The sequence below is a fragment of the Zymomonas mobilis genome (genome assembly GCF_006715975.1).
In the GTDB taxonomy this organism is placed as follows: Bacteria; Pseudomonadota; Alphaproteobacteria; order Sphingomonadales; family Sphingomonadaceae; genus Zymomonas; species Zymomonas mobilis_B.
The window spans coordinates 77,020-96,219 of sequence record NZ_VFOF01000001.1 but is presented as its reverse complement, the minus strand read 5'-3'; the positions used below and the strand labels follow the sequence as shown (position 1 = coordinate 96,219).

Genomic DNA, 19,200 nt, shown 5'->3' with positions numbered 1-19,200 from the left:
AACCCTACTAACTCTGCGCTCGAATATTACCCATCCAAGGATGCCGATCATTCACTGAATACCCCGTAACCATCTTTGGCCTTCTTAGGAAAATCGACTTCTCGTAAAAAACAAGGCCACCCATTTTCGCCAAGACAGGACGGTCTATTTTCATCATTTGGGGATTGCATGAAACGGGCAGATTACCCGAACTCACAACCCAGTCATTCCGGCCACATTCCTCTGACGATAAGCCTGCGACTTTGCCTTTGATCGCCAGCAAATGATAACGCTGATGATCGATCGCAATATTGCACAATCCCTTCTGACAGAGATTTCTGCCAAAAAGGCGGCTTTCTTCCTCTTGGTCAAAACCAATCAGATTAGCGATCTGATCCTGACTGTAACTATCCTTATCGGGCCAGACAAAACTATAAGGCTGTTTCGGATTGTCGGTCTTGAAAGCAATCGTCTTCCCATCTCGACTAATGACCCAATCTGGCTTCGGGTTCAAAAGGATAACGATCACACCCAATACCAAAGGCACAAGGCCCCATAATCGCCATGACGTTTGCCACAACCCAAGCCACAGCCAACCCGCCATCATAAACAAACACAGCCAAGCCCCGATCATCGGCAACATAAACCCAGCCATTGGCAAGGCAGCAACATAATGGGCAATCGCAATCAATAACCGGATGGATTGATCTGTTACCCACCAGAAAGGCGCAGAACATCCCACCGGATCAGTCACCAAAGCCAAAGCTTCAGCCGGTATGGTGATAAAGGTCGTCAACGGAATAGCTAAAATATTAGCTAAAGCGCCATAAAAACCGGATTGGTGAAAATGGTATAAAGTGATCGGCGACACCACCGCTTCGACCATCACGCCGCCGATGATAATTTCAGCCACAATCAGAGCCGTTTTTTTCAACCATCCGGCTTCACGCCTGTTCGCGAAAATCTCCATGAGAGGTGCTTCGGCTAAAGCAATCACAGTAGCCACAGCCGCAAAGCTCAACTGAAAGCTGGGGGATAAAATGGTCTCTGGTTGGATCATCAAGATCAGCATCGCTGCCGCCGCGACCAACCTCAAACTTACAGCCTTCCGGCCAATCATCATGCCGAAAAGGATAAAGAAGGCCGTCAGCATCGACCGAACCGTCGGAATCTCGCAACCGGCGACAAAGGTATAAACCATTCCAGCTAAGGCTGCATTGCAAGCGGCGATCATACGCAACGGAAAATGAAGCGCCAGATAAGGCGACAATGCCAATAAACGGATCGTGATAAACATCACTGCCGCAATCACGACACCGATATGCATCCCACCGACCGATAACAGATGCGTCAATCCGGCTTTTCTCATCGCGACAGTATCGCTTTCGCTGATCGATCCGACATCATTGGTGACAAAGGCCGCCTCGATACCACCTGATTTCTCTCCGACTTTCTTGATGATATGGCGGGTCAGCTTTTGATGGATGGAAGCCATGACCAAAGAAAAACCGGATAAGACTGGCCTTGCAAGAATAACGGGTTGTCCCAAGGCATGACCCGTGGCGGAAATACCCTGAAACCATGCTATTTCGGCATAATCATAGCCCGCTGGCACTATGGCGGGCATGGGAGGCGTCAACTTCGCTTTTATCGCTATTTTTGCTCCCGCTTCCAATCCGGCAAAGTCAAAACGGTCACTAACCGATATTCTGATATGGATTAGATGAGGGGAGGGCGTTGTTTTCTTCCCCAACCATCCTGAAAATGGAAATCTTGAAAAGTCAGTTGATAAGACAGGCATCGACACAGGAAGGACAGAAGCGAGATATGCTTTATGGAGCCCTTGTTTTTCAGAGGCAGGCCATAACCGAAATAAGGATGCTATCCTCGGCTCTATCTGCTTTGAATGGCTTCCTTGCCCTAAATCGAAATGATTTTCAGGGGCAAAACCATCTTCTGCTTTTTTAGCGGAAACAGCCGCCTTTATAGAATCCACCGTCCATAGAGGCTTCTTAACAGCTACAGTTTCTTTAAAAAAAGAAGCCCATCTCTGTTGAGAAACGGGCTTACCTAATGCGCTTGCACTCAAATTGTGAAAGGGTGCTTTTGTGCCAGAAAACGCGCTATCGTTTTTTCCTCTATCTACCTCCGCTTCGGCCAAAATCGTTCTAGGTCTTGAATGAACTATTCCGGTCATTGCAGCAATTTTTGCCGCATCCTCTGCCTTTAATCTTGCCCCCGTATCTATGTCTTCTTCACTTGCCTCTTGTTCTGTTTTTGGAAAGTGTCTCCATCCACGCAGCTTCTTTTCGTGGCAGAATATCCCCATCTCGGCCACATCACCGCTATTCAGTCTCTTGCCACTATCGTCTTCGGTCTTGCTTCCTTGATCCGTGCTAGAAAAATCGCCTTCTTCCTTCCAGCCGCCCGATACCCGTCTAAAATTTGTCTTGTCGGCGTCCTTTTCGAGAAAGGCATTCCCCTCCGTAACAGCCTTACTTTGATGATATCCCACTTCCCGATAGGCAAAGCCGCTACCTACTTGGCGTAATTTATCTATGTCGGCATTTGCCCTTTGATCGGCGAAGGAATCTTCTCGCACCACCGCTCCATCTCGGTGATATCTACTCACTCGATCGGTAAAACTCTGGCTGCCCTCTATTGGATAAGATTTACTTTTATCGGTGCTTGCAACTTGCAGGATGAAAGACGATCTCTTCGCTATATCCTTATCTTGAGGATACGCCGCCACTCTATTGGCAAAAACTAATCCGTTATCTGATAATTCATTTTTATCCGCGTCTCCGCCTTGCTCAGCAAAAGAAAGCCTCTTTGCCGCAGCTTCGTCTTGATTATACCTTACCTCGCGATGGCCAAAAACCTGACCACGACCACCCTGATGTAATTTACTTTTATCTGTTGAGGCTGGCTCTTCATCAGCCGCATCCATCGCTGCCAAAGAGGATAGGTAGAGCGGCGCTGCAATCACTAAACGCATCCGCTTTCTGGATGGCTGTTGCTCACTTTGAAGGATTTGTCCACGAACCTCACAAACGCCTAAATTTGGGGGCGCTATCGGTGCGACATAATACGCTCTGAACCAGATATCAGCCATCCCAAAACAGCCTGCCATCACCATAATCAAAATAGCTTTAGCGGCTCTTTTCTTTCCCGCCCATGGCCATGCCATCAATCCCAAGGCCAGCAGCAAACAACCGCAGCCTATCCACCCATCGCTATTCGGAATCGTAAACCATAAAAGAATCCCGCCGCCAAAAGCGATCGGTAACCATAAAGGCAATTGGTCACCTTCTTGTTCTAATTTCTGTTCCAGCCATCCTCCAAAAGAGAACAACCTTTTCCTAATCTTCTCAGCATCTATCCTTGCTGATTTCGGAAACTGGAACCCAAGAAATTTCATTCCTTTTCTTATCCATGCTAAAGAGGCATAAACAGCCCACTTAAAATCAAAGAAAGCTTTAAGCAGATATTGCCGTTAATACCCTAAATGCTTTACGGACAGTCGGTATTTAAATTTTCTTATCAAAACCGCTATTTACGCAGCCGGTTCATATATTTCAGGAGTAAAGCGCATGAGCGCAGGTCCAGCTAAAAACCCATCCGTTGTTACCCGCTTTGCGCCGTCCCCGACCGGCTTTTTACATATCGGCGGGGCGCGTACCGCATTATTTAACTGGCTTTTTGCTCGCCACAACGGTGGCCAGTTCCAGCTTAGAATTGAAGACACCGATCGCGTTCGTTCGACGAAAGAAGCCATCGACGCAATTATTGATGGTATGCGCTGGCTTGGCCTCGACTGGGATGGTGACATTACCTACCAGTTTGAACGGGCACCTCGCCATGCAGAAGTAGCCGAAGCTCTCCTGAAAGCAGGCAATGCCTATAAATGTTTTGCGACGCCAGAAGAACTGGAAGCCATGCGTGCTGAACAACGCGCTAAAAAACAGCCACAACGTTATGATGGTCGCTGGCGTGATCGCGATCCATCCGAGGCACCTGCTGGCGCACCTTATGTTGTGCGTTTAAAAGCAGAACAAGAAGGTGAAACTACGCTTCATGATTTGGTGCAGGGCGATGTCACTGTAAAGAATGCAGAATTGGACGACATGATTCTGCTACGTTCCGATGGAACGCCGACCTACATGCTGGCTGTCGTCGTTGATGATCATGATATGGGTGTTAACCATGTTATCCGCGGTGATGACCATCTTAATAATACGTTCCGTCAGTTGGGTATTATTCGGGCTATGAACTGGGAAGCTCCGCAATATGCGCATATTCCTCTTATCCATGGACCTGATGGTGCAAAGCTTTCAAAACGACATGGCGCATTAGGCGTTGAAGCTTATCGCGATGACTTCGGTTATTTACCGGAAGCCATCAGCAATTACCTACTCCGCCTTGGCTGGGGACATGGTGATGATGAAATCATCTCCCGTGAGCAGGCCGTTGAATGGTTTGATCTTGGTGCTGTTGGCCGTTCACCTTCCCGTTTTGACTTTAAAAAATTAGAAAATATCAACGGCCATTATATTCGAGAAGCAGATGACCAGCGATTGACAGATTTGATTCTTCCTCGAGTAGAAAAAAATCTTGGACATAGCCTTTCTTCCAGTGAACAAGCTTTGCTTTTACAGGCCATGCCATTCCTGAAACCGCGTGCTAAAAATTTAAATGAATTAGCTGAGAATAGCCTTTTCCTTTTTGAAAATCGTCCTTTAAAGCTGGAAGACAAAGCTGCAAAGCAGCTTGAAAATACCAGTGGTAGCTTACTTGCAATTTTACGAAAAACGCTTGGTGATCTGCCAGAATGGGATGCAGAAAGCCTTGAAAAAGCGTTGCATGATGTAGCTGAGCAGGCAGATTTAAAAATGGGAAAAGTTGCCCAGCCTTTACGGGCGGCTTTAACTGGGCGGACGATATCTCCTGGTATTTTTGATGTTATGATTCTTTTAGGTCGGGAAGAAAGCCTTGTCCGTTTGGATGATCAATTATCATTATCACCAACCCATAATTAAAAAGCGAAAACACTCTCCCCATCCTTTCGAAATCAGGATAATAGCTTTCGGAAGAATGAGGGGGATTATTATACTTTTTAGGTCTATTTTCTTATTCCTATTCAAAATAGGAGCATAAAAAGATCATAGAGAACAGGATAAGCAGTTAAATGAGCGGGATAACGAATTCTCCTAATGAAGCAATTATTGGCCTGAATAACGAGGAATATCGTTTCCCTGTGCGAGAAAGCACGGCAGGTACATTAGGAATTGATATCCGCAAATTGCATAGTCAAAGTGGCGCTTTGACTTATGATCCTGGCTTTTTGTCAACAGCCAGCTGCCAGTCCCAAATTACCTATGTTGATGGTGAAAAAGGTATCTTACTTTATCGTGGATATCCCATTGAGCAATTAGCAGAAAAATCGACTTTTCCAGAAGTCGCCTACCTACTTCTGCATGGTGAATTACCAAACACAGATAATTTTGCGTCTTTCTCAGATATCATTACGCACCACACTATGGTGAATGAGCAGCTTTCAGCCTTCTACAGAGGTTTTCGACGTGATGCTCATCCCATGGCTGTTCTTTGTGGTGTTGTCGGAGCGCTCTCTGCTTTTTACCCTGAAGCAATCCATATCCATGATCCCAAACAAAGAATGGCATCTTGCCACCGCTTGTTAGCTAAATTGCCGACAATTGCAGCCATGGCTTATAAATATTCAGTCGGACAGCCATTTATCTACCCGGATAATAGTCTCAGTTATGTGGGTAATTTTCTGCGAATGACTTTTAGTGTTCCAGCAGAATCCTACATCGTTGATCCTTTGATTGAATCCGCATTGAATAAAATTTTTATTCTTCATGCTGATCATGAACAAAATGCTTCGACTTCTACCGTTCGACTGGCGGGATCATCCGGTGCTAATCCTTATGCCTGTATTGCTGCTGGCATAGCTTGCTTATGGGGGCCTTCGCATGGGGGTGCAAATGAAGCTACTCTCGCGATGCTGAAAGAAATCGGTACGCCTGAAAATATTCCTCACTTTATCGAGCGTGCCAAAAATCGTGATGACCCTTTCCGTCTTATGGGTTTTGGGCATCGTATTTATAAAAATTATGATCCACGAGCGCGTGTCTTAGCAAAAACGGCCGCCGCTATTTTAGATAAAACAGGGGTTACCGATCCCATATTCGATACGGCACGGGCTCTCGAAGAAATTGCCCGTAAAGATTCATATTTTATAGAAAGACAACTCTATCCTAATGTTGATTTCTATTCGGGGCTTATTCTCTCGGCCATAGGCTTTCCAACTTCCATGTTTACAGCCCTTTTCGCTTTAGCGAGAACTGCTGGATGGATGGCACAATGGAATGAGATGATAACTGATCCCGAACAAAAGATCGGCCGCCCACGGCAAATATATACGGGTGTATCTACGCGGGATTATGTGAATATAGAAAACCGATAATTACAAAAGTGGTAGCATTAGCGTGAAGCGTGCCCCCTGACCGGGGGCGCTATCTACCATAATATCACCTTGCATCGCACGAGCTAGTTCCCGCGAGATAAAAAGCCCTAGACCGGCGCCACTACCGTCTTGCGGATTTAATCGCTCAAATTTTTCAAAAATACGCTGCTGATCCTCGGTTGCGATACCTTTTCCCTGATCTGCGATAGTAATATAAGCTTTATTCTGATCTTGCTCTACCCTTATCCAGATGCTTGCTTTGGGGGGAGAGTAGCGCAAAGCATTGCTAATCAAATTCAACAGGATTTGCATAACGCGACGAGCATCCGCATGGGCAATAACATTTTCACCCAATTTTGGAGTGTCAATTTTTATATCTTGCCCTTGAATTTTCCAACTGTTCAATGCAATCGCTTGCTTTGCAATTTCGCTCAGATCAACGGGTTGAGCTTCAATCCGAAAGCCAGCATTTTCCATTTCCTGTAAGTCAGCAAGATCATCAACCAGCATCATTAGATGTTGACTGGCTGCCGTAATATCCGAGGCATAGCGAACGTAATTACTATGTAAATAGCCATCATTCCGCGAGGATATCCGCTCTGCATTTTCAATAATACGATAAAGGGGCGGCTTGAAACTATGATCAATTCTATCCGGTAAATGTAAGGTGACTTTATCTTGTGATCGTAGATTCACAGTTTGCATTTGTGGCTTCGTCGCTAAAGTAATACCACCTTCAAAGCCTCTAAACTTTTTGGAAGTATCAAAAATAGGCTGACCTGATAACCATACAGATGGGCCATCGCTGGTAATTTTTGCAAATTGCGCGCAAAAATTATGATGGTTTGCTAAAGCTTCCATTATCGGAAAATGACCATCTTCATTCGTCTCAAGCTTAAATAGACGCGCAAAAGGCTTTTTTAGGTAGAGGTCTGGATCTATGCCCACCAACTCAATGAGTGCATCAGGAAAGCTAGTTAAATTTAATTCTGCATCAACTTGCCACTTCCAGCCACGCATTTCCTCTTCTTCTGTAAAATCAGATGGATGAATGCCGTCAGTGTTTTGCTCAGGTCCATTCGGAACACTTTGATTTTTAAATTTAAGCGTGTCCTTTGCCGTGTCTTCTTGAATCTTTGATTGCCAGCCCGTTATTTCGATCAAAACGGTACCATCCTCTTTCGGCAAAGCATCTACCCAAAGATCATAGTTTTTATCATTATTTTTGAACAGAATGCGACGGGATATTCGAGCCTGTAATCGTCTTGCTAAATGCACAACTCTATTTAATGCAGTCAATGTCAGAGAACCGTATGGCTTACCGCCATTACTGATATGTAAATCAGTAATCAGCTCATCAGCCTTGACCAGCCTGTCTTCGCTATCAATGATAGCTGTTGTTTTTTGTTCGTCCAAATCGGTCTGGCTCGAGACTGTATTTATTGTCATCAAAGGCAATCCTGCTGAAAAAAATCAGGGCTAGCAGCGCGAAGTCTTTTTTCTCTGACTTTGTTGTATTGTATGTCTATTTCATAGATAGCTTCGCGGTAGCATTCATCCAATCGCCATAAAGCTAATGCCTTATCGGCTTCCAATTCACTTAAAGAGTCAAATGCGTTGATTCTTTCGGTTAACAGATGTTCATCAAGACTATGTTCTGTAACTTGAATTGTGAGCGCTATCGACGTCTGCCGTTCCATACCTATCGCTTTTAACAGCAATAAAAGCGGGCTGCCGTCGCCATCTAATACAATATTCCATAGGAGATGGTGACTAACGCTGGATCTGATAGCCAAGGCTGCAACTACCAAGACGATATGTCCACCCAACGCCGATTGCAGAATAAAATCATCTGAAAGTTTTTTATATTTATGTAAATTATGAGCTAATTTTAATGCTCTTGCCTCTAGCGTATCACCTTCATCATAATGCGCTAAAACCTGCCTTACCGCGAAAGAAAGCGCTTCATCTACTCGATCGTCCTGAATTTGGGACTCTAGTAAAAAAGGGCGTAAACAGGCAGCAACCCACCATAGCAATTTATATTGTAATTCTGTTGGTAAATCCGTTCTTGATAAAACTGGATCCTCAAAGTGATCTAGGCGGCGATTTTCTGCAATCAATAATGCCATGGCGGGTAAGGCTACATCAGAAATGCTCTGGCTAATCAGATCATCTAATGCATCAGGTTCTTTTAGTGATGCATTTTGCATTTCCAGAGCGTTCTTTTGCAAAAAGTATTCGCGTACCCGTCGTATCAATATCTCAACAAAATGTGGATCGCGTAGTAGAGCACTCTCCGGCAACCAATTTAAGGTCAAATGCTTGGTTGGATCATTTAAAATCATAATAAGCGACATGGGAGCAAAGTCTTCAAGAAGAGCGATCAGATGCAATCTAATTTCATTCTCTGCTGCGATAGCAATACGTTCGAACAGCTTCATAATGCGATAACGCTCGACTTCAGTCAGACGAAGCGAGCTGGGTATCTGCAAATCTATACAGATTTGTTCTTTTCTTTTGCATTCGTAGCGTAAGGCTTCTCTGGCATAATCTACCAGAGAGGATTTTACTTCTTTTTGATATTTTTCTGCTACCATAATGCCAACCATAACGGATGGCCGTTAACGACAGATAATCATCGCCAGCCAAAAAAGGATTTTATTTCTTCCTAATAAGAAAAAATAATTCTTGATCCTACTTTAGCGGTGAAAACCTAAAATTAGGTTAAGATGACTTCGAGAAAAAAAGGCTATCGTTAATTTTTTTAAACCTTTGTGAAGATTTCCAGTAACTAAAAATAGACAAAGAGGATAAAAGCCATAATCCTCCTATCCAACAATGTAAATTGTAATATGATAGAAGAGAAAACGGTGCCATTATCCAAATAATATATTCGAAATAAAGATAGTAATATTCCTTGTGACCTGTAGCCCATCGCTTGCTACAATTTTCTTCTTGGCCTGCTGCAATATTAGCAAAAATAACAAGGAAAACTAAAGGTAATACACCCCATCCAATCTGCCTGCTAACAGGATAGCAGCTTAGGGTAAGGCTTAATCCTGCAATAATCCGGCGACCGTAGTAAATTTGTTGTGTGCACCTTTTTCTTCCTGCCTTTAATTGAAGCTCATTCAGTTTATTGCAACTATCTCCCGAAAAGCCAGATAAGATAAGAAGCAATACAGACAGTGCTGTCATGCCTGTCAATGCCGCAGGTAGTGCTAAAATCACCAATGCAGAGGTGGCTATAAATAATCCAAAACCAGATTTTTTATGTCTAGCAAGCCAAGGTATAACTCTACTTTCAAAAGCAGGAAAAACATGCTTTTCAAAAAGATTACTTTTCTCTTCCCCAGTTTGCATTTGTAGTAGAATTTTTGTTATGGAATCTGGATTTTCTTGCCCAGTAATTTTCAAAACCAGATTTTGATAGCTTTTTTGTATTCCTGAAGGCGTATCAGCCTTAATTCGATTATAGCCAGATTGCACAGCTTGGCGCATTAACGTCGAGAACAAGTCCCATTCCTCAGGAATAGTAAGAACTGACTGCACACTATCGCCGTCAATCAAAACCATTCCACCCCATCGATTTGATGCATCAATGCGTTCGAAATTTTGAGATGAATCTACGTCTTTTACGGTTAGAATGGCTGGGGACGAAATTTGTAGTAATGACACTATTAAATTAGGCGACGGCAAGCATCCCTCTTGAATCAAAAGGATATGTTGTTCGGCTGAAAAAGCGGCAGCTACTTCCTGATTAGTATGTGCCAAAGTTAGTTGGATACCTTCTCGACGAAGCTTATCCACTATGCTGACAAGGTAAAAATTAAGACCAGACTCATTTTCTAAAACTGAGGCGTTATTCTCGCTAAAGTCGGAAAAAGAATTTTCTACCCATAAAACAATATGATCAATACCGGTTTCTATGACTATACGGATTTGATATTCAAGCAAAGGCATCCCTGCGACAGGGAAAAGAGCTAAATTAGCTACGTCTGGGCTTTGGGACGGGTGACCAACATTAATCAGGGCGCAGGACGTTGAAAACGCATTATTCTGGTCGTTTTTTTTGTCGAGAGTAAGCTTTTTATCAAGATTCACTATAATACCGCCAGAATTAAATATTTTTTTAAATCTAAGTGTTGAATTCTAATCCACAACTGTAAATTAGATTATTTCTCTTCCTAAATGAACAAATCACCCTCTAAAAAAGCGTTTTTCATATACTAATCTGTGAAAGGATAAGTATAGGGCTATTCGCCTTAATTTAAAATTGATACTGTCTTGCCTATGGCAATAGGGGTTGATGGCGCAGCAAGGCTGCGGGAGATATATCGGCGACAGCAGCAGCTGGCAGAACTGGCCGGTATCGAGGCGAAAAAAGAAACAGAGCCGCAGGAACAAGAGCCTGTTCGTCCAGCAACGACACCTCCTCCTCTGGCTACATCGAATACGGCATCCACCGCATTATCTGTTCCAAAGCCGAAAAGTCTTATTCCAGCCATTGCTTTAGCTGTTGCTGGAATAATTATCGCAGCAGCTGTTATTACCGCTATCGAAACAGACAGTGTCTCTATGGCGGCTCTTCGCTATTATCTACCCCTTGCTAGTGGGCCTCTTTCGCTTTTAGGTATTCTTTATCTGGTCTTCCGACCATTTAGTCAGCAGGAAGCGCATCGATTTAGCCAGATGGTTTCTTCTGTCCGAAAAGAAACGGATGCGCTTGACGAAGTTATACAACAGCTCAGCGCCAAGGTTGAAGATAATCAGAAAATTTTGGCAGCACAGGCCGATCAGCTTTTAAAAGTAGGAGAGCAATCCTCAGAAAGATTAGCTGATATCGGCATGAATATGCGAGCTGAAGCTGTAGGGCTTCAACGCCATACCGATCGTTTGACTGAAGCAACGGACAAAGCACGCGAAAGTCTTGGGCCCTTGCTCGACTCTTTACCTAATGCACGCAAAGAAACAGAGAGTTTGATCAATCTGTTGAATAATGCGCATCATTCAGCTTCAGAACAAGCAAAAGTGTTAACATCTCATCTTCAGACATTATCAGATTTAGCTCCCCGAGTAGAAAATATTACAACAGCGGCGACTAACAATCTGGCTAAAGAAATTCAGCATCTTGATCATTTGGATAAAAATATCGATGCGCGTCTAGCTGCTAGTGCGCAGGCTGTTGCGGCTTTTGGAGATAAGATTGTCCGGTTGATTGCGGAAAAAATGCAAGATTCTGATCGGCATATTGCGAATATGGCAGATCAACTGGATGAAAGAATCCGAGGAAGCCGCGCCGCTTTAGATGAGCTAGCAGGTCACCTTTCATTTAATATGACGGCTCGTCTGGGTGAAGTAAATGAATACGCTACCCGTATTTCAGATAAGCTTGATACCCAAATACAGACAAGTCAAACAACTATTTCAGCGCTTTACACTCAGATGTCTGATGATTTTTATCAGGCTATACAGGGTATAGATTCTCAAACTGCTCAGCTTTCTGGAAAAATCAAAGATGCTGTTCAGAATAGTCAACATGATTACAAAGATATATCGGAATATTTTGTTGCTCAATTTCAGAATAATTTAAATAATATTCAAGATCGTACGAATGATATCAGCCGTATTTTTGACCAAAATATAGAAAAACATCATGCCTCGATCGAGCAATTAGCCTCGAAGATGACGACTGACTTTATTCAACGGTTAGAAATTATCGAGAAACAGACTCAAGACATTGTCCAGTATTTTGAAAATCACCTTGAAACTGGGCAGGATAAATTGGCTAAAACGGGCGACAATTTTGCAGAATCCTTAACTGCCGAATTCGAAGTTGTTCATAGAAACCTGTCACGACTGACCGAAACACTCAGTAATGAACATAACCAAGCGCGTATGATGCTTCAGGATTGGGGTAAAACATTAGATGTCACCCTTTCTGAACAAGAAAAGGGGGCTAATGATCATCTGAATAGGATGCGCGCTTATTTGACAAAACATAGCGAAGAAGCTCAATCTCTTTTTGATCAGATTAATCAACTGACGGATAACGCAGGTGTCAATTTTAACACCTTACAAGATAGCGGCGGCGCTCATTTAAAATCTCTTTATACAGATATTCGCCATTTATCAGATCAAATCAGTGAAACTGGTGCGATGCTGATGAATAGCGACTGGGGCATTTCTAAACTCACCGAACGTGCCCGAGGGTTGTCCGAACAGGTTGCGGAAGCTGTACAAGCTATGGATATCCATATGCCGGCGGCTTTGACTCGTATTGCCGAACAATTTGATGAAAATACTCGGGCTGCCGATTTACTGGCGCCTAAAATTGTTACCATCGAAGAACATGCAGCTAACGTAGCTCAGAAAATCGATGTAGCTGGGCAGAATCTTCTGACTCAAAAAGACAATTTAGCCAAATTAGTCGATAGTACTGAAAATGATTTGGATCATCGGCAGGATCAAATTCGGGCATTTATAGGTGAAATTGAAAAAAGCTATGGTCAACATCAAGAGGCGTTTGATCAATTAGTTGAATCAGCCAATACGCAATTAAGTGGGTTTATCCAGAAACTCGGCCAATTAAGTGATTTGATGGCGAATATCCAAACACAAAATCATGGTTTGGTAACGAAGGCAACGCCCGCGCTTAAATCTGAAATGGAGAGTATACAAAAGTTAATCATTGAAACACGAAAAGAAGAGAAAGCTTTGATGGCATCTCTCGGTGCAGATTTTAGTAGAACACTACAAACGCAAATCACTGAGGCTATCGACCATACTTTGGTTGAAAAGGTAAAAAGTGGCCTTTCCTCTGTTGATGCAGTTGCAGAAAAGAGTGTTGAGTCTGCTCGTAAGGCAACCGAACGCCTGATGCAGCAAATGCTGACTATTACCAATATCACGGCCGGCATTGAGAAGCGCATTAGCGAAGCCAAAGAAGAAATTGAAACACATGATGATGGTAACTTTACCCGCCATGTTGCTTGGCTCATTGATGCACTGCGTTCCAAGACGATAGACATTACCCGCCTTATGTCTGCCGATGTTTCAGATACGGCATGGTTATCATATCTAAAAGGTGATCGGGGTGTCTTCTCTCGGCGGGCTGTCCGTCTTCTCGATAACAATGAATTAAAAGTTATTCAGAGAGAATATGAAAAAAATCTCGCTTTCCGTGAGCACGTAAATCATTACATTCATGATTTTGAAGCTATGTTACGGCGGGTAATCAATAATAGAGACGGAACTGCCTTAAGTGTCACCCTTATGTCTTCTGATATTGGTAAGCTTTACGCTGCTCTATCTCAAGCCATAGAAAAGCATCGCCAATAAATTCTTAAGGTTGATGGCAAAAGGACAAATCATGTTTAGAAAAAGCTTCTTTAATGCTGTGTTATCGACAGGCGCTGTCTTGTCTTTTTGTCTTCCATTTTGCGCTGTTCAGGCCGCACCTGTCGCGGCCTCACTGGCATATAGCCAAAGGCTACAGCAGCTACCAGAGATACAACGCTTTGCAGTTCTTCGTGGGGCGTTAAACGATTCTGGTTTTTTCTGCCGTAGAGTAAGCGCAGCTACCCCCAATAAAGAGGGATATGATAACTTAGCGATGTGGAGCGTTCGTTGCCAAAACGATAACTCTCATTCTCAGGATTTTGCGGTTTTTCTTGGACCTGATGGCTCTGCACAAATCCGCCAATGTAAGGATACCAAAACGCTCAATTTGCCTGTTTGTAATTTTCCCGTGGTTCAGGAAAAAGCTAAAGATAAATCTTCTAAAAAATAATAATTTTTCTGATAAGGCGATTTATTTTGAATTGCAGATGGTAAAATATTAAAAATTTCCAATAATTGGATCAAAAAGTCACCATCTATTCAGATGAAGCCTTTATGTGAGAAAATAACTCATATGAGTTTTTTTTAAACGCATTTTGCGTTCTATTTTATTAAAGAAATATATGGATATTCGTAACCTTCGCCTTGCCCTATTCACTGGTAATTACAATTATGTTCGTGATGGTGCAAATCAGGCTCTTAACCGACTAGTTGGCTATTTGTTGAAACAAGGCGCTTCGGTGCGTATTTATTCACCCATTAGCGAAAATCCAGCTTTCCCCGCAGTAGGTGATGTCGTTTCTGTTCCAGCAGTCCCTTTTCCTGGGCGAAGTGAATACTGTATCCCGATTTCTCTCACGTCTCGTGTCCGTCGAGATATTAAGAAATTTTCGCCTAATATTTTTCATATTGCTAGCCCTGAATATCTTGGACATCGTGCTGTTTCCTTGGCGCGTAAATGGAATTTGCCAGTCGTTGCTTCTGTCCATACACGTTTTGAAACTTATCCTCGATATTATGGTATGCCTTTTTTGGAACCTGTCATCGAGGCAATACTTAGAAGGCTTTACCGTCGATGTGATGCCATCTTTGCACCGTCAGAATCCATGGCTCAAGTTCTTCGGGAACAACGTATGAGCTACGATGTCAGAATTTGGTCACGGGGTGTAGACCGAACCTTATTCCGCCCTGAGGCCCGCGATGTTAATTTACGCCGTGAATTTGGTATAAATGAAGATGAGGTCATTATTGGTTTTGTCGGGCGGCTGGTTATGGAAAAAGGACTCGACGTTTTTTCCGATACAATTGATGAGCTGGAACGGAGAAAAATACCCCACAAAGTTCTAGTGATAGGAGAAGGCCCAGCCAGAGAGTGGTTCACTCGCCGACTGCCGCAAGCTATTTTTGCCGGTTTCCAAACAGGGCAAGCTTTAGCGCGTGCGGTGGCCTCAATCGATATTCTTTTCAACCCATCGGTAACTGAAACTTTCGGCAATGTGACACTTGAAGCTATGGCCACAGGGCGCGCCGTAGTTGCTGCGCAGGCGACCGGAAGCGAAAGCCTGATTGATGATCCATCAATGGGACGTCTTATCCGACCAGGCGCAATCAAAGACTTTGCTGATGCCTTGCAAATATATTGTGAAGACAAAAATCTCCGCGAAGAAGTTGGTTATAGAGGCTATAAAATGAGCGAATATTGTGGCTGGGATAATGTAAACCAGATTTTGGCCGATAGTTACCTCAGCATCATCCATGCACGCGAACAAAGTGGTCAGGCACCAAGGCTAAAGCCACGCTCCTGATAAAATTTTCTGTTTCAGATGGATTCGAGCCAGAAATACTTTAGATAAAGACGTTATGCTTATTTCGCTTAGCATTCGTGACATCGTGCTGATTGATGCACTCGACCTTGATTTTTCCGAAGGGCTAGGAGTCCTGACCGGAGAGACTGGGGCTGGTAAATCGATTCTTCTTGATGCCTTAGGGCTAGCTCTAGGGGCTAGAGCGGATAGTGGCCTTGTTCGACCTGATTCAAAACAGGGTATCGTCACGGCTTGCTTTTCATTACCGACTGGCCATGCCCTTTACAGTTATCTACAGCAAAATGCTTTAACTGTCGAAGAAGGCGAGCCTTTGATTATCAGAAGGGTCGTTAAGGCTGATGGGGGCAGTCGGGCATTATTAAATGATCAGCCTATTTCTGTTTCTTTGCTGCGAGAAGTTGCCAGCGATTTAATTGAAATACATGGTCAACATGACGAAAGAGGATTGCTTAATCCACGAAGTCATCGTCTCTTACTCGACAATTTTGGGCATATCGATATCAGCCCTGTTTCCAAAGCCTATCATTATTGGCAAGAAACAGAGAAGGCGCTCGAGAAAGCTTTGTCATTAAAAGAAGAGCGTGAGCAAGATAAGGAATGGCTTGAGCACGCAGTGCAAGAACTGATCGCTTTTGCTCCACAAGAAGGCGAAGAAACCGCGCTCGCTGATGAGCGCACAACACTCCAAAAAGGAGCTCGACTAGCCGAAGATATGGAAGCTATTGGTCAATGGCTTGATGGTCACGATGGAGCGCTGACGCTCTTAAGGCAAGCGGGGCGAAGACTCGGACGCATTTCTTTTGAGCATCCTACTTTAGCTGAGGCGCTTGAATCCCTTGATAAAGCTTTGAATGAGGCTGGGGATGCCAGCGAAAAGCTTGGACATACCGCGATGATGCTAGATAATGATCCTGTTCGACTGGATGGTATCGAGGCTCGGCTGTTTGATTTACGCGCTTTAGCTCGCAAACATCGGATAGCACCGGACGAACTTCCTGCTTTTACAAAAGGCTTACAGGATAAGCTTGATCAAATAGAATCTGGTGAGCAGGGTATTGCTCTCTTACTTGCAGAAAATAAATCAGCTCGAGATAACTATCAGCAGGCTGCTGAAAAATTGCATTTGCTCCGCCAAAAATCGGCAGAACTTTTCGATAAAGCCGTTATGGATGAATTGCCTCCTTTAAAAATGGAGGCTGCGAAATTTCAGACGCGGATCGAAAAATTGGAAGCTTCTCAATGGGGTGCAGATGGATGCGATCGTGTTGAGTTTACTATTTCAACAAACCCTGGTGCTGATTTTGCACCTTTAATGAAAATTGCCAGCGGAGGCGAGCTTTCCCGTTTTATGTTAGCATTAAAAGTCGTGCTAGCCGGTGCCGAAGGCACTGAAACGATTATTTTCGATGAGATCGACCAAGGCGTAGGCGGTGCCGTTGCCAGTGCTATTGGTGAACGGTTGGCTCGGCTATCTGAAAATTCCCAGCTGCTCGTTATTACTCACAGCCCGCAAGTCGCTGCACGTGCTGCGCAGCATTGGCTTATTCGCAAACATCACTCTCAGCTATCTTCCAAGAATGCATTTTCTACCCGCACGGAAGTGAAATCATTAAATTGGGAAGAAAGACAAGAAGAAATTGCACGGATGCTATCCGGGGCAGAAGTGACCGATGAGGCCCGAGCTCAAGCTCGTCGTCTATTACGGCATTAAAGTAATAACAAATTCTTCGGATTGAATGCGTGCGGACAATTCGTTTTGTTTATCAATATTCATCGCGGTTATACAGCCTAGGATATGATGACATATTTAGTCATTAAATAATAAATATATGTATTTTTATTATATTTATTGTAAGGAAAATTTTTTATGCCCCATCCGTCAAAGCAAAATAGACCGATAAAAGAGAACCGAGTTTCCTTAATTCGTAACCCGCTTTTAAATAAAGGCAGTGCTTTTTCTGAGAAAGAAAGAGACCTATTTCAATTAAATGGTTTGATACCGGCTCAAGTAGAGACGATAGAAATTCAGGCTGATCGTTGTTACCAGCAGTATAAAGAACAGCAAACTGATTTAGATCGCTATATTTTCTTGCGTGCGCTTCAAGATGAAAATGAAACGCTTTTCTTTTATCTTGCCGCCCATCATATTACCGAGATGATGCCCATTCTTTATACTCCTACAGTGGGTAGTGCATGTCAGACATATTCTCATCTTTTTCAGAAAAATCGTGGTCTCTTCATTGCTTATCCTGACCGTGATAAGATAGGTGAAATCCTTAAACAAACCGAACAGGATAATGTCAAAATCATCGTCGTTACCGATGGTGAACGAATATTGGGATTAGGTGATCTCGGGGTTGGCGGTATGGGGATTCCCATCGGCAAATTGGCGCTTTACACTGCCTGTGGCGGAATCGATCCAGAAACAGTATTACCAATTGTTCTCGATGTTGGCACCAATAATGAAAAATTGCTCAATGATCCATTTTATATGGGATGGCATCATAAACGTATAACGGGCGATGAATATTACAGCTTTGTTGATCAATTTGTTCAAGCTGTAATGCAGCAATGGCCAGATATATTTCTGCATTTTGAAGATTTTGCCCAGAAAAATGCGTTACCCTTACTCAAAAAATACCGCGATCAGTATTGCTGCTTTAACGATGATATTCAGGGAACCTCTGCGGTTGCTCTAGCGACGCTTTACTCCGCTTGTAAAACGCGCAAAACTTCTATTAAAGATCAGCGCATTGTTTTCCTTGGTGCTGGTTCTGCCGGATGCGGTATTGCAGAGCAAATTGTTTCGGCAATGGTTGCCGAAGGGCTTGATGAGATAACTGCTCGTGGTCAGATTTACATGGTTGATCGTAACGGTCTTATCACCGATGATATGCAGGATATCCCTGATTTCCAGAAAAAATTGGCACAACCTCTTAGTAAGTTAAAAAATTGGGAAGTTAGTGAACACGGCTTTTCTTTGTTAGAAGTCGTAAGGCAGAGTCAGGCGACTGTTCTTGTCGGTGTTTCCGGCCAAAAAGGGTTGTTCACAGAAGAAGTTATCAAAACACTGGCCTCTCATTGTGAAGCGCCTTTTGTTATGCCTTTATCCAATCCGACTTCTCATATGGAAGCGACCCCCGAAGACATTCTCAAATGGACGAATGGTAAAGCTTTAGTCGCAACGGGTAGCCCTTTTGCTCCTGTCGTTATTAGTGGGAATAGCTTCCCAATTGCTCAATGTAATAACGCCTATATTTTCCCTGGGATCGGTCTTGGTGTTTTAGCTTCTAAAGCAACAAGGGTCACCGATAATATGATGGTTGCTGCGGCTTATGCATTAGCAGATACTGCACCATCAGCTCGTAATGAAGGCACCGCAATACTACCTTCTTTCGATGATATCGAAGATGTGAGCTATGTTATCGCTTTAGCTGTGGCTAAGGCTGCGGTAGAGGATAACGTTGCTGAGAAAAAAGACGACAAAGAGCTTTTGAGTCTTATAAAAGATTACTATTGGCATCCAGAGTATTCCACATATCACGTGGCCTAATTCAAAGA

11 protein-coding genes are annotated in these 19,200 nt (G+C 43.5%); 7 read left to right on the top strand and 4 right to left on the bottom strand.

The genetic code is table 11. The annotated features are described in order from the left end of the window. Positions 1–7: 7 nt before the first annotated feature. A complete protein-coding gene (locus tag FBY58_RS09415; RefSeq protein WP_311768040.1) occupies positions 8–3,400 on the bottom strand; it encodes a ComEC/Rec2 family competence protein in 3,393 nt (1,130 codons plus the stop codon). A gap of 172 nt (positions 3,401–3,572) precedes the next feature. On the opposite strand from FBY58_RS09415, the gene gltX reads away from it, so the two are divergent. Both gltX and FBY58_RS00405 read left to right on the top strand, forming a co-directional pair. After that, positions 3,573–5,018, top strand: coding sequence for a glutamate--tRNA ligase (gene gltX, locus FBY58_RS00410; protein ID WP_141918863.1), 1,446 nt, complete (start codon positions 3,573–3,575; stop codon positions 5,016–5,018). 149 nt (positions 5,019–5,167) lie between these two features. Continuing rightward, a complete protein-coding gene (locus FBY58_RS00405; RefSeq protein WP_141918861.1) occupies positions 5,168–6,469 on the top strand; it encodes a citrate synthase in 1,302 nt (433 codons plus the stop codon). On the opposite strand, the gene FBY58_RS00400 is transcribed toward FBY58_RS00405, so the two are convergent. From FBY58_RS00400 to FBY58_RS00390, 3 genes are all read right to left on the bottom strand, one after another. Next, positions 6,470–7,918: a sensor histidine kinase KdpD gene (locus FBY58_RS00400; protein ID WP_141918859.1), complete on the bottom strand. Its 1,449-nt coding sequence runs from the start codon at positions 7,916–7,918 to the stop codon at positions 6,470–6,472. Continuing rightward, complete coding sequence (locus FBY58_RS00395; protein WP_141918857.1) at positions 7,918–9,069, bottom strand: DUF2336 domain-containing protein; 1,152 nt, start codon at positions 9,067–9,069, stop codon at positions 7,918–7,920. Before FBY58_RS00395 ends, FBY58_RS00400 begins: the two co-directional genes overlap by 1 nt. A 127-nt stretch (positions 9,070–9,196) precedes the next feature. Then, positions 9,197–10,576, bottom strand: a complete 1,380-nt coding sequence (locus FBY58_RS00390) for a hypothetical protein (protein WP_141918854.1) — start codon at positions 10,574–10,576, stop codon at positions 9,197–9,199. Between the two features lie 189 nt (positions 10,577–10,765). Here FBY58_RS00390 and FBY58_RS00385 point away from each other — a divergent pair, with 189 nt between their 5' ends. From FBY58_RS00385 to FBY58_RS00365, 5 genes are all read left to right on the top strand, one after another. Beyond that, the gene (locus FBY58_RS00385) at positions 10,766–13,813 is read left to right on the top strand and encodes a hypothetical protein (protein ID WP_141918852.1); all 3,048 of its coding nucleotides are present in this window, start codon (positions 10,766–10,768) and stop codon (positions 13,811–13,813) included. Between the two features lie 31 nt (positions 13,814–13,844). Next, the gene (locus FBY58_RS00380; protein ID WP_260431986.1) at positions 13,845–14,264 is read left to right on the top strand and encodes a hypothetical protein; all 420 of its coding nucleotides are present in this window, start codon (positions 13,845–13,847) and stop codon (positions 14,262–14,264) included. Between the two features lie 172 nt (positions 14,265–14,436). Next, positions 14,437–15,618, top strand: a complete 1,182-nt coding sequence (locus FBY58_RS00375; protein WP_141918849.1) for a glycosyltransferase family 1 protein — start codon at positions 14,437–14,439, stop codon at positions 15,616–15,618. A gap of 55 nt (positions 15,619–15,673) precedes the next feature. Beyond that, positions 15,674–17,350: a DNA repair protein RecN gene (recN, locus tag FBY58_RS00370; RefSeq protein WP_141918845.1), complete on the top strand. Its 1,677-nt coding sequence runs from the start codon at positions 15,674–15,676 to the stop codon at positions 17,348–17,350. 156 nt (positions 17,351–17,506) lie between these two features. Next, positions 17,507–19,192, top strand: coding sequence for an NAD-dependent malic enzyme (locus tag FBY58_RS00365; RefSeq protein WP_141918843.1), 1,686 nt, complete (start codon positions 17,507–17,509; stop codon positions 19,190–19,192). Positions 19,193–19,200: the final 8 nt, after the last annotated feature.